The 12,275-nt window shown below is 66.9% G+C and carries 13 protein-coding genes; 7 read left to right on the forward strand and 6 right to left on the reverse strand.

The window, feature by feature from the left end; genetic code table 11:
- The first annotated feature begins 166 nt into the window (after positions 1 to 166).
- Complete coding sequence (locus FV223_RS02785; protein WP_147725361.1) at positions 167 to 346, forward strand: NepR family anti-sigma factor; 180 nt, start codon at positions 167 to 169, stop codon at positions 344 to 346.
- A 257-nt stretch (positions 347 to 603) separates the two neighbouring features.
- Here the strand turns inward: FV223_RS02785 and FV223_RS02790 are convergent, their stop codons facing one another.
- From FV223_RS02790 to FV223_RS02800, 3 genes are read right to left on the reverse strand one after another with little or no spacing between them, the layout of a single operon-like run.
- Complete coding sequence (locus FV223_RS02790; protein ID WP_147725362.1) at positions 604 to 3,159, reverse strand: CheR family methyltransferase; 2,556 nt, start codon at positions 3,157 to 3,159, stop codon at positions 604 to 606.
- Between the two features lie 38 nt (positions 3,160 to 3,197).
- A complete protein-coding gene (locus tag FV223_RS02795; RefSeq protein ID WP_243933075.1) occupies positions 3,198 to 3,452 on the reverse strand; it encodes a hypothetical protein in 255 nt (84 codons plus the stop codon).
- A gap of 30 nt (positions 3,453 to 3,482) precedes the next feature.
- Entirely contained in the window at positions 3,483 to 3,776 is a 294-nt protein-coding gene (locus FV223_RS02800) for a hypothetical protein (RefSeq protein ID WP_147725363.1), read from the reverse strand.
- 591 nt (positions 3,777 to 4,367) lie between these two features.
- Between FV223_RS02800 and FV223_RS02805 the strand changes: the two genes are divergently transcribed.
- From FV223_RS02805 to FV223_RS02820, 5 genes are all read left to right on the forward strand, one after another.
- Entirely contained in the window at positions 4,368 to 6,530 is a 2,163-nt protein-coding gene (locus FV223_RS02805; RefSeq protein WP_147725364.1) for a molybdopterin oxidoreductase family protein, read from the forward strand.
- Between the two features lie 1,815 nt (positions 6,531 to 8,345).
- Positions 8,346 to 8,618: a hypothetical protein gene (locus FV223_RS02810; RefSeq protein ID WP_246687975.1), complete on the forward strand. Its 273-nt coding sequence runs from the start codon at positions 8,346 to 8,348 to the stop codon at positions 8,616 to 8,618.
- 207 nt (positions 8,619 to 8,825) lie between these two features.
- Complete coding sequence (locus FV223_RS30025; RefSeq protein ID WP_187275002.1) at positions 8,826 to 9,284, forward strand: hypothetical protein; 459 nt, start codon at positions 8,826 to 8,828, stop codon at positions 9,282 to 9,284.
- Positions 9,281 to 9,430: a hypothetical protein gene (locus FV223_RS31205; RefSeq protein ID WP_187275003.1), complete on the forward strand. Its 150-nt coding sequence runs from the start codon at positions 9,281 to 9,283 to the stop codon at positions 9,428 to 9,430. The genes FV223_RS30025 and FV223_RS31205 overlap by 4 nt, the downstream gene beginning before the upstream one ends.
- A 160-nt stretch (positions 9,431 to 9,590) precedes the next feature.
- On the forward strand, positions 9,591 to 10,043 hold the full coding sequence (locus FV223_RS02820; protein ID WP_147725365.1) for a hypothetical protein: 453 nt from the start codon (positions 9,591 to 9,593) through the stop codon (positions 10,041 to 10,043).
- Here the strand turns inward: FV223_RS02820 and FV223_RS02825 are convergent.
- The 3 genes from FV223_RS02825 to FV223_RS02835 are packed head-to-tail and all read right to left on the reverse strand — an operon-like array spanning position 10,016 to position 11,120.
- Positions 10,016 to 10,459: a hypothetical protein gene (locus FV223_RS02825; protein ID WP_147725366.1), complete on the reverse strand. Its 444-nt coding sequence runs from the start codon at positions 10,457 to 10,459 to the stop codon at positions 10,016 to 10,018. The two genes, FV223_RS02820 and FV223_RS02825, sit on opposite strands and share 28 nt — an antisense overlap.
- A gap of 27 nt (positions 10,460 to 10,486) precedes the next feature.
- Complete coding sequence (locus tag FV223_RS02830) at positions 10,487 to 10,879, reverse strand: type II toxin-antitoxin system VapC family toxin (RefSeq protein WP_147725367.1); 393 nt, start codon at positions 10,877 to 10,879, stop codon at positions 10,487 to 10,489.
- Positions 10,872 to 11,120, reverse strand: coding sequence for an AbrB/MazE/SpoVT family DNA-binding domain-containing protein (locus FV223_RS02835; protein ID WP_147725368.1), 249 nt, complete (start codon positions 11,118 to 11,120; stop codon positions 10,872 to 10,874). The genes FV223_RS02830 and FV223_RS02835 overlap by 8 nt, the downstream gene beginning before the upstream one ends.
- A 421-nt stretch (positions 11,121 to 11,541) precedes the next feature.
- Between FV223_RS02835 and FV223_RS02840 the strand changes: the two genes are divergently transcribed.
- The gene (locus FV223_RS02840; protein WP_147725369.1) at positions 11,542 to 12,162 is read left to right on the forward strand and encodes a recombinase family protein; all 621 of its coding nucleotides are present in this window, start codon (positions 11,542 to 11,544) and stop codon (positions 12,160 to 12,162) included.
- The last annotated feature ends 113 nt before the right edge of the window (positions 12,163 to 12,275 follow it).

Raw genomic sequence — 12,275 nt, forward strand, 5'->3', positions numbered from 1 at the left:
GGGTCCGGGGTTCTGGATCGGGGAATCGACGGGATCTCAACCGGCCAACAATCCCCCGCCGCGCACGGTTCCGATTCCGCGACATCTGCGGCCTGCCGGTGACGAGGCCTTAACCAAGCTTTGCCATTCTGCCGGGATGTCGGAATGGCGTGAGGGTCCGGTGGTCATGGCGAAGCCGCAGACGTCCCGGCCGGGCGAGACGCCCCAGACCCAGCCGCCGCTGAACCCGAGCGTGCGCCGCCACCTCGGCCAAAACCTGCGCAACCTCTACGCCGACACCCTCTCCGCCCCGGTGAGCGAGCGCCTCGAAGCGCTGATCGCGCAGCTGGACCGCCCGAAGGGCTGAGGAAGCCTCGGCGCGAGGGTCTTCGCTCTGCGGCTCGGTTTCCGGGGGTCGCCTGGGGGTGGCGAGCGGCCGAAAAGCTGCCGTTCGACCATTGGCCTGGGCCGGCGCCGCGATCCGCGCGCTCATGAGCCGGAAGGCGCCATGCTCCGCAAAGCCGTGCCGACGGCCGGTGCCCGCGCACGGGCACCGGTGCGGGCGTCGCCGAGGTCCCGGGCGCGCAGGGCAAGGGTCGCGGGCGCGCAGGGCAAGACGGTCGGTCACCCCGGCTCGCGCAGATTCGTGAAGTTCGCGACGATGCCGGGCGCCCGGCTGCCCTTCCGGGACGAGGCCATCAACCGGACGTGGTAGCGGGCGCCGTCCGCGCCCTCGATCGTCCGCTCGGAGGGCCGGCGCGTCGCCAGCACCGTCGGGATCTCGTCCGACAGCCACGTCAGGGCGATCGGCGCCGAGAAGTTGCGCAGGGACCGGCCGACGTCGCTCGGCTGCAAGCCGAAGATCTGCGCCGCGGCACGGGTGAACATGCGGATGTGGAGATCCGGCGTGAGGAGCACGCTGGCGACGTTCATGCCCTCGAACAGCGTGGCCTGGTCGTCGCTCAGCTGATCGATCGCCTCGATCTTCGACGTCAGCTCGACGTTCATCGTCTGAAGCTCTTCGTTCAGAGACTGCGTCTCCTCCTTCGCGGCCTCGAGCTCCTCGTTGGCGGCCTGCATCTCCTCGTTGACGGAGTACAGCTCCTCGTTCGAGGATTTGAGCTCCTCGAGGGAGGTCTCGTACTCCTCGATCACGGATTGGAGCCGCTCGCGCGTGCTGCTCAGCTCGCGCTCCAGGCCGTGGATCGCCGCGTCCCGATCGTCGGCTTCCAGAGCCTGCCGCCGCTCCTTCTCGACGGGGGCGGCGGCCTCGTCGAACACCACCAGGAACAGCGGCTCCGTCTCGCTCGGCGTGTGGAGCGGCTTGACGACCAGGGTGATCGTCTGCAGGCGCCCGTCCGGAAGCTCGACGCCGATGCTGTCGCGCACGACCCGGGTGTTGCCCTCGATCGCCTCGCGCAGGGCCGTCCGGAGATCCAGCCGCAGGCCCTTGCGCGCCATCGCGGCCAGCTCCCGGGTCGGCTGGCCAGGCACGACCTCCAGATGATCGCCGATCCGCGACGAGTAATGCACGGCCTCGCCCGTCCGCGTCACGACCGCGTGGGGGGGCGTGAACTCGGACAGCATCAGCGTCTCGACCGTGTGCCGCAGGGCCGCGTGCGTCTTCACGTTGCGCCGGTGCGGATGGCCGGTCCCCACGAAGACCGCCGTGTCCGGCCCGGACATCGGCGGCAGCCGGGCCGGCGGGATCGCGTCCCGCGCCTGGAAGATGCGGTGCCGCTTGTCGATCGTCTCGAACAGGTCCTCGAAGCGCGTCACGTTCTCGGCCATGCCGATGAACAGGTAGCCGCGCGGGCGCAGGGCGTAGTGCAGCACCGGCATCAGCTGCTGCTGGGCATCGACGCCGAGGTAGATCAGCAGGTTTCGGCACGAGACGAGATCGAGGCGCGAGAACGGCGGGTCGCGCAACACGCTGTGCGGGGCGAAGGTGCACAGGTCGCGCACGGCCTTCTTGACCACCGCGCTGTCGCCCTCGACGACGAAGTGCTGCGCGACCCGCTCGGGCGAGACGGCGGACAGGTAGGTCCTCGGGTAGAGGCCGGTCCGGGCGACCGTGAGCGAGCGCTCGTCGATGTCGGTGGCGAAGATCTGCACGCGCGGCGGATCCGCCAGGGTGAGCATGTGCTCGCGCAGGAGGATGGCCAGGGAGTAGACCTCCTCGCCGGTCGAGCAGGCCGGCACCCAGACCCGCACGATCTCGGTCGCCGCGCGCGCATCGAGAAGCTTCGGGATGACGTGGGCGGCGAGCGCCTCGAAGGCGGCGGCGTCGCGGAAGAAGTTCGTCACGCCGATCAGCAGATCCCGGAACAGCGCCCCGACTTCCGCCGGGTCGGCCCGCAGCAGCCTGACGTAGTTGTGCGGCCCGGCCGCCCCGACCACGCCGATGCGCCGCTGCATGCGACGCACGAAGGTGTTGGGCTTGTAGCCCGAGAAGTCGTGCCCGACCTGCGAGCGGAGGATGACGAAGATCTCAGCAAGCAGCTCGGCGTCGAGCTCCTGCGCGGCCGGGTCGGCCTGGGCCTCCCGCGCGGCGGTGCTGTGCGCGGCGATCCGGTCGCCCATCCGTTCGGCCGGCTCGCCGAAATCGACGAAGCCGGTCCGCAGCGAGCTGAGCGGCATGTCGGGGGTCTCGGGCCCGAAGCCGTCCAGGGTCTGGGCCAAGGTCAGGCCGCCGTGCTCCTTGATCGCCTTGATGCCGATGGCGCCGTCCCCGTCGCCGCCGGACAGGATCACGCCGACCGCGCGCTCGCCCTGGTCGAGGGCCAGGGCCGTCAGGAAGATGTCGACCGGCTTGGTCTCGCGGACCTTCGGCTCGAGCGGCCTCAACGTCAGCCGGCCGTCCACGATGCCCATGACGAAACCGCCCGGCATGACGTAGATGCGGCCCGGTCGGACCGGCGCGCCGTCGGTGGCGGTCTCGACCTCCAGCGGCGTGAACCGGGCCAGGACGTCCGGGAGCAGGCTCTTGTGGTCCCGGCTGAGATGCGTGACGATGACGAAGGCTGCCCCGAGCGTCTCCGGCACCCCGCGGAAGAAGCCCTGCATCGCTTCGATGCCGCCCGCGGACGCGCCGATGCCGACGATCGGAAAGTGGTCGTGGTCCATCACGATGTTCTGAGCCTTCGGATCGATGCAATGCCGTTCGTCGGGTCCCAGCATCCTGCGTTCTCGCCCGATGTCGAGGACGGCCGTGCGGATCAGCTGTCGTGCGTGGCCTCCTGCACGACGTAGGCGAGGCAGCGGGCCCGGGCCTCGGGGCTCTTCAGCCGCACGAACAGCCGCAGCAGCGCCACCACTTCGGGGAGATGATCCAGGCCCGCCACGGCGGTTTCGGTGTCCGGTGCCCGAGCCGGGTCGGCGGTCAGGAAGGTCGCCACCGGAACGCCCAGCGACCGGGCGATGCGGACCAGCGCACCGGGGTCGTCGTCCTGCAGGTCGTCACCGTTCATCATGACCGTCCGCTGATCCCCGCGCCGCGGCGATCAATGCACGGCGATCCCGGCCACGCGCGGTCCCATCACGCCGGCGATGCGACGCCCGACATGATGGAGCACGTGACCGAGGAGCAGGCGGGTCTGGGTGTCGGGGTCGTCTTCCGCGGCCTCGTAGGCCTCGATGAGGGACGCCACCAATTGGTTCGACGGGCCGGGGGCGTCGTCCATGCAGGATGCGAGAGGCCCCGCAGCGGTCTGCTCCCGGGAGCGTAGGACGAGCGCGCGCGAGGCCTGGAGCGTCCGCCGCGTCTCCTCGGCCATGGCGCGCAGCTCACGGGCCACCTCAAGGCACCGATCTGCTCGTGAGCGGTCTATCATCGGCGCTCCGGTTTCCGTCCCATGCCCGCACATGGACGACTTCCGTGCGGCAGATCGGAACGTGCACGCAATTTATAGATGTGGCAATCCGACGATTGCGTTCGAGGGCGATCGGGAGGACCGAACGTCAGCATGCGGGGCAGGTCGGCTTTCGCATCCATCGAGCAGACGCAAGTACAAGTCCCGCGTTCCCAAGTCGTCGCTCCATGCGCGGCCCGGAAGCGGACCGTCCGGCCTTGCCATGGGTCGTGCGCGGGCGCGACGGCGACGTCCGCTTCCGGTGGACCTGCGCGCGCGCGTCAGGTCCACCGGGCGCCCTTCATCGGCGGCGGCCTCCCGGAGCCGTACGACCCGAGCCGACATCGGAACCGTGGCCGGCCGGCACGCGGGCTCGGCGCGGCCGCGACGAAACGGCCGGTGCCAGGGATCGCACCGGATCCGGCCCTTCCGCCCGCCCGGAATTTGGAATGGTTTGCAGTTTCGTGCACCTTAGGCGTGAATCGGGCACGCCATCCGGAACGCCAAGAAGGCCGGACGCCCGACGGTGGAGGAAACATGAACGAAATCGTCAAGCCGGACTCCCTGATCGTCGCGGAGGCCGAGAGCCTGACCGAGACCTTCTTCGGCGGCTGCCCGCACGATTGCCCGGACACCTGCTCGATGCTGTTCGAGGTGAAGGACGGGGAGCTGCTCGGCGTGCGGGGCAACCCGGACCATCCGATGACCCGCGGCGGCCTCTGCGTGAAGCTGAAGGACTACGAGAAGCGCCACTACCATCCCGACCGGCTGCTCTACCCGATGAAGCGCGTCGGCCCGAAGGGCGCGAAGCAGTTCGCGCGCATCACCTGGGACGAGGCGCTCGACACCATCGTCACGCGCTGGAAGGCGATCATCGACCAGCACGGCCCCGAGGCGATCGCGCCCTACAGCTACCTCGGCAACCAGGGCCTCGTGCACGGCTTGAACGGCGGCGACGCCTTCTTCAACCGCATGGGCGCCACCGTGACCGAGCGCACCTTCTGCGGCGAGGGCTCCTGCACCGCGTGGCTGCTCACCGTCGGCCCGACCGCCGGCCTCGACCCGGACAGCTACATCCACTCCAAGTACATCGTGATCTGGGCCTGCAACTCGGTCTCGACGAACCTGCACCACTGGGCCATCGTCAAGGACGCCCAGAAGAAGGGCGCCAAGGTCGTCGTCATCGACACCTACGCCTCGCGCACCGCCAAGGCGGCCGACTGGCACATCGCCCCGAAGCCCGGCACCGACGGCGCGCTCGCCATGGCGCTGATCAACTCGATCATCGCGCAGGGCCTCGTCGACCAGGACTACGTCGACAACCACACGGTCGGCTTCGCGGAGCTGAAGGAGCGGGCCGCGCCCCGCACGCCGGAATGGGCCGCCGCGATCACCGGCGTCCCGGCCGAGGACATCCGCACGCTCGCCCGCGAGATGGCGACCGAGCAGCCGGTCGGCATCCGCATGGGCGTGGCGCTGGAGCGGCATTACGGCGGCGGCCAGACCATCCGCGCCGTCACCTGCATCCCGGCGCTGACCGGCGCGTGGCATCACGTCGGCGGCGGCGTCACCCAGTTCGGCGTGTGGGAGCATCCCTACAAGTTCGACGTGATGTGCCGGCCCGACCTGATCCCGGAGGGGACCCGCGTCGTGTCGAACCTGCAGATCGGGCGCGCGCTCACCGGCGAGCTGAAGCTCGACCCGCCGATCCTGTCGATGATGTGCTGGAACTCGAACCCCGTCACGCAGGCGCCCGAGACCGACAAGATCGTCGAAGGGCTGATGCGCGAGGACCTGTTCATGGTCTCGGCCGAGCACTTCATCTCCGACACGGCGTCCTACGCCGACATCCTGCTGCCCGCCACGATGGGCGCGGAGATGGAGGACATGATCCTGTCCTGGGGCCACCTCTACCTGACCTACAACACCAAGTGCGCGGACGCGCCCGGCGAGGCGATCCCGAACAACGAGATCTTCCGCCGGCTCGCGGCCCGGCTCGGCTACGCGGAGGAGAACTTCACGTGGTCGGACAGCGAGTGCCTCGAGCACTACGTCGACTGGTCGTCGCCGGCCTGCGAGGGCATCGACCTCGCCTACATGCGCGAGCACGGCTTCGCCCGCCTGAAGGTCGGCACGCCGGACGACCGGGCGCCGCACCGGGAGGGCAACTTCCCGACGCCGACCGGCAAGTGCATGCTGAAGGTGGAGGGCGCCACGAACTTCGTCGCGCCGCCGTTCCGGCAGATGTACGAGGGCTTCCAGCCCGGCGAGGCGCTCGATCCCCTGCCCGACTACCTCGGCCCGCGGGAATCCCACGCCAACGACCCGGAGCTGGCCAGGCGCTTCCCGCTCAACATCGTCTCGCCCAAGAGCCACTACTTCCTGAACTCCTGCTACGCCAACATGGAGGACAAGCAGAAGGGCCAGGGCGAGCAGTTCGTACTGATCAGCCAGGCCGACGCCGACGCCCGCGGCATTCGCGACGGCGACAAGGTGCAGGTCGCCAACGACCGCGGCGCCTTCAAGGGCGTAGCCCGCATCACCGACGACGTGACGGCCGGCATCGTGGTCGCGACGCTGGGCTACTGGCGCCAGCTCAACGAGGGCACGGTCAACAGCATCTCGTCGGGCGCCTTCAGCGACATGGGCCACGCGCCCTCGTTCTCGGACAACCTCGTCGAGGTCGTTCGGGCGAACTGAGGGTCTCGCGGTTCGGCTACAAGACAAGCGAGCGCCCTTCGGGGCGCTTGTTTTTTGATTTTAGTCCACTGATCAGCTTGTGCGCGAGACGGGGGCACAAGCTATGTGCTGGTTGGAAACGCGCGCATCCAAGGTGTCCGCTTCGCCCAGCATCATGCTCAAAAGCAGACCTTCGCAAAACCACCCTACTCGGACATTCATCCTATCGGGTTGCGTGTCGGGTATCCGACCGTTTTCTGTACACCGGCCTACGAGCGCCTGCTGTCGTGCTGTCGGCGCCGCGGTGGAACCAGTCACCGCAAACGCCGGTTCATGGCCTGCTCACCCGTCGGGTTGAGCTCGAATAGCACGTCCTTGGCAATGGTACCGGAGTCGCCATCAGGTCAGCTGGGGTCTTGATGCACGTCGGTCCCGGGCTCCCTCGACTGTGGTTCCGACTTGAGCCCGGATGTGTACGGTGATCGTCGCCGGACTTGAGAGCCGCTTGGGTCGAACGTGCCGGATCCGCTGTCTTCCCCGTATCGGGATGCTGGTACCGGGCTCATGGCGAGCTTTGTGAGATGGTTTGGCCGGTGGATTGTGGCTCCGCCGTCCCCTTCTTTCTCGTCGTAGGTCATCCCGGGCTGAGTGGACGGCTTGCGTTCCCGGCCGTGCCGCGTCTGGCCGGCGGATGCGGGCTCTGGTTGTCAGCACACATCACGCACCTTCGGTGAGCCGTTTATGGCCATAAGTCCGAAAAGCTATTGTAACGTGACTACTTAGATTGGCCAAACGTGGGGCGATCGCCAACTCCAGGCCGACGATCGAACGCTTGATGATCCCCGCGATAACGATGCCAACATGGGGTGGTCAGCGGCGCGACAACCGTCCGATATGCCCAGCATACGACCTGTCTCAACGCACGGACATAGGCGCACCAGCCGCGCCGTCTACCGAATGCAAGAAACTGTGATGCCGGCAACAGCTCAGCCATAGTCCGGAGCATAAAGGCGCTCGGCGACGCGCACGATGCGGGTGCGACACGTGCAGATCGTCCGATATGCTCGGAGCAAGGCCGGCAAAGTCCCAACAGGAATGGCAGGCAAACCGGAGCCAAGTCGATCGACATCCGAGGGACGACCCGACGCGCAGTCTGAAGTAGCTTCAGACCTCACACCATCCGAGGAAGAAGGGGGCGGTAGATTCATCGGGTGATATGGGCTGATTTTTGCCGGTCGCGCCGGACCGGGGATCCGGTGCTCAGCCAATGGGCCGTGCCCGACCGTTTTCTTGCCGCTGGCAGCCATGTCCTAACGCGAGCTTACCGCGCAGGTCCGCATTCGAGTGGTCCGCTGCAACCGTCCACAACCCGGCCCGGTCTACGTCGGCACCATGGCCAAGGGTCCCCGCTTCGATCTGCGCCGCCTCGAAGGCGAGACCGCGGCGGCGGACGTACGCACCCTCCAGCTCCCGCCCGGCGGTCTGCCCGCGACTAGGCTGACCGCGCAAGGGTTCCGCCCCGCCGACGGACGCGACCTCACCGGCGTGATCTCTAGCGTGCGCTGGCAGGCCGCGCGCCGGCTTGCGCGCGAGGCCACCCGCTGGGCACGGGTTGATGCGGTCCTTGGGGGTACATACCGAACCGGCACCGACGCGTGTCGGCCTCCGACCCACCCTATCCTCGACCCTGCCGCGGGACGATTGCGTGAGCCGTCTCGCTCCCGAGCTGCGGTCGCGTTCCCCGGAGCTGGCCGCGGAAGGCCCTCCGAGCGAGGCCGAGATCCGCCGGATGCAGACCGACCGGCACGCCCACCTGTTCAAGTAGGACTAAACCCCATGCCCCGCATCCTCCTCGTCGCCCAGGAAACCGCCGGCGTCGGCAAGAGCACGGTCACCTGCGGCCTCGCCGAGGCGGTGCCCGATGCCACGATCCTGGAGATCGATTCGACCCACCGCCTCACCGAATTCCCGTCCCTCGTGGCCGAGGCGGGGGCGGCTGGTAAGGGGCGGTTCGCCAAGGGGCAGTCGGGTGACGCGCAGACCGGCGGCGTGCGCCACTTACCGATGCGGGCGACACGGGAGGCCGGGCCCGACCGCGTTACGGTTTAACGGTTGCCGGATCGCCTGGCGGATCGTCGGGCTAGGGGCGCTTCAGCGTGCCGGCCACAAGGTTAACGAAGCGTTGCCGTTCACGCCCTGTTCCCGTTGTGGAAAACCCGCGAAGCAGTCAGTTTGGCCCTTGAAACGGGGCACAGCATGCACATTCGAGCCGGGGAGCGGCTGCGCCTCACGCTGTGGGGCGCGGGGAGCCGCGCTATGGTCAGCCTCAACACTTTCGCGGTGACCCAGCCTGCGCTGGAGGGGCACGATCCGACGGAGGATGGCTTCCATCACGACGTTACGTCGTGGCTGCACGACGGCTTCAACACCCTGACGGTCGTGCTGATCGGGCCGCCAAGTGAGGTCGCGTTCCGCATGGTGGTCCGGCATGGCAACCACGCCGAGCACGTGCTCGACGAGGCCGATTTTTTGCCGCTGGAAACGCCCTGGCGTCTGTGGACACTGCGCATCGAGCGGGCCTCGGTGCCGAGCCAGCATCTCTCCGGCCTTCATCACACCGACCTGAAGCCGGTGGGCTGCGATCAAATCATGCCCGGCGCTGCAGGCGGCGGCATGTCCCTGCGCATTGACCAGACCAAAGCCCCAGCTTCGTTGGTAAGCATGGCCACACCGGTCCAGCCCTCGAGGATCGCCTCGGCGAGAAACCTCCCTTGAGCGATCGCCTGATCTCCCGAACCCGCCTCGATGTGGATGCGCTGCGTCTCGATACGCCCGCTACCATCACGGGGACGACGCAGGACCCGAAGTTCGAACCCGGAAACGGGTACGCCTGCAACCTGTGGCATGGCGTCAATTCGTAAAACGATTTGTTTCGCAAGGACATAGCCAAACCAGCTCGATCGGGACGCTTTTTGGATCTTTGAGCCTTCTTTTTCACGAAACACGCCGAACCAAGATCGATCATGCCTCTGTAGTGGCTCGGGCCGATCTCACTTCGTGACGGTATGAGGACAATATCGCGTGCCTATCGCTCAGCGCCAGCTCGCCGCATCAATCCGGACCGCGCTGCATATCGCTGACCGCGATGCGATCGCGGCCTTCGTCCTGGATGCGGGTACGGTGTTTGCGCCCCACAATCCGTTCGCCCGAACTAGCGTCGGCGCACAGCGCCAGGTTTGGACCGGGTATCAGCGCGAGTTCTACTTCTCGAATGTCGCCTCGCTGGGGCTGATGTGTCTGCTGAAAGCCCTGCAGGCCCGTCCCGATGACGAGGCGGTGGTCCAGGAGATCCTGCACGCCGATGGCTGCCGTGCCTACGTGTATCACCCAGGCGACGGCTGTCGGATCATCGGCGCCGTACTGCATGCCAGGGGGACTGGAGCCCTGCCGGCAATCAAGCCGCTTCCACGGGGTGGCCGACGGGGCAGGCGGCAGGGATCGGCTCTTCAGCTCGACCTGTTCGCGGTCGGGTAGGGCCCACGGAACAGATCCCCCATCGCCCGACGGCGGAACAAGGTGCGCCAGCGTCGGCGTTTATGCTCCGGGCGGTCGTGGTTGATGTGGCAGCGTTGGCAGAAGGCCACGAGGTTACGGTCGAGGTTGTTGGCGGTGTCGTGATCGCGGTGTGCCGCGGCCAGCACGACCCGCGTCGTACGGATGAGGCCGAGATCCTCGATGGTTGGGAGGCTGCGCAGCGGACGGCCCTGCCCATCGCGCCAGGCGCCAATGCCGGCGTCCCACCAGCGCCCATCACCGAGATGGTAGACGGTCTGCCCGTGCGGCCGGCCGCAGCCCTCACAAGCACCACCTGCCCGCCCGAAGCGGATCGTGGCCGAGAGCTGCGGCCAATCGATCGAGTAGAAGAAGCGGTGCTCCCGGCGGATCGGCATCGCTCGATCAATCCTCAGCCCAAACTGTCAGCGAATGAGCTCGACCGCGATACCAAGCGTGTCGGGTAGCTCGGTCCAGGCACGATCGGTGGTCAAGGCTGTCGCTCCCCGCTGCCGAGCGAGTGCAAGACAGGCACGGTCGCCGAGCGACAGTCCAAGGTTCTTGGTCATCGGCCGCAGTATACCCGCCGCACGCGCTTGCGTGTCGTCGAATGGCTCAACCCGGAGGTGCAAGCCACCGACCGCCTGGGCGATACGCACTTCCGCACCGCCGGCATCCGCGAGCTTGGCGTAGACCTCGGAGAGATTGACCGCACTGACCCACGCCCGCGGCAAGCTCGCGATCACCCGCTCCGCACCATGTTCCCCCTTGAGAAGGCACAGCAGGGCTGAAGCGTCGAGAACGAAGAGCTCACTCACGCTCAGCCTCGCTCCGCCGTTCCGCCACAAGCTCGTCGGCAAGATTGACCTCGTTGGGTACGAACTCGCGTACGATCTCCTGGGCCAAGCGAACTGCGGACGTGAGCGATCGGACGTGGAGCCCATCCTCACCCAGTTCAAGCACAACGGTATCCCCGGTATCGATACCGAGCTTGCGCCGGAAGGCAGCTGGAATGATCAGCTTGCCACCATCAATGATTTTGACCGCCTGCGATGCCATGGCCTCGTCGCCTATCCGTACCGATTTTGAGAATCATACCTACGTCATCATAGTTTGCCAACTGCGATGATGTGGTGAGCGATAAATTCCGGCTGCGCTGATGGTTTACGTCTAGGCCATGTCCTCAGTGCCGCGCGGTAAAATGGGTCGTTACGAGCTAGTTGGTCGCGGCCTCCACAAACCGAGCGCTGAAACGTCACATATTCAAGCTACGTGTGCGTTGATGGATCTTAGATGATGTGACGCCTTGTGATACACATCTTGGGGGAATCGAGCGTTTCGCGCATGTCTGTCACGCAATCGCTCGTTTGCGTGACAGGCACGAACGGGGGAGCACCGCAGATCGGCGGCTCTCGGACCCTTGATTGTCATACCGCCTCACGACGCGTGGCCCGTCACGCCCGCACAGGATCACCACCCCATGCTGCTCGGCTACATGCGCGTGTCCAAGGCCGACGGCTCGCAGACGACCGACCTGCAGCGCGACGCTCTCCTCGCCGCCGGCGTCGTACCCGAGCGCTTCTACGAGGATCATGCCTCCGGCAAACGCGACATTCGCCCTGGGCTCGACGCCTGCCTCAAGGCGCTTCGTGAGGGCGACACCCTCGCGATCTGGAAACTCGACCGCCTCGGCCGCGACCTGCGCCACCTCGTCAACACCGTCCACGATCTGACCAAGCGTGGGGTCGGGCTCAAGGTGCTCACAGGCCAGGGGGCCAACATCGACACCACCACCGCCAATGGCCGGCTGGTGTTTGGGATCTTCGCAGCGTTGGCGGAATTTGAGCGCGAGTTGATTATCGAGCGCACCAAGGCCGGCCTTGCCTCAGCGCGCGCCAGAGGCCGCAATGGCGGGCGCAAACCAAAGATGACCCCGGCCAAGCTGCGACTGGCGCAAGCCGCAATGGGGCAGCCCGAGACCAAGGTCGCCGACCTCTGCGTTGAGCTCGGCATCACCCGCCAAACCCTCTACCGACACGTCGATCCCAAGGGTCAGTTCAGAGCCGACGCTCTCAAGATTATTGGGCAAAAGACCATTTGATCGATGGTTTGCGGGGACGGGATATTGCGACGGAAGACAATCAGGCAGCGTTTCCTGACAAGATAACGGCCGTTTACGGCCGCAGATATGTACGCGACCCAATTCGTCAGGAA

The organism is Methylobacterium sp. WL116 (genome assembly GCF_008039455.1).
In the GTDB taxonomy this organism is placed as follows: Bacteria; Pseudomonadota; Alphaproteobacteria; order Rhizobiales; family Beijerinckiaceae; genus Methylobacterium.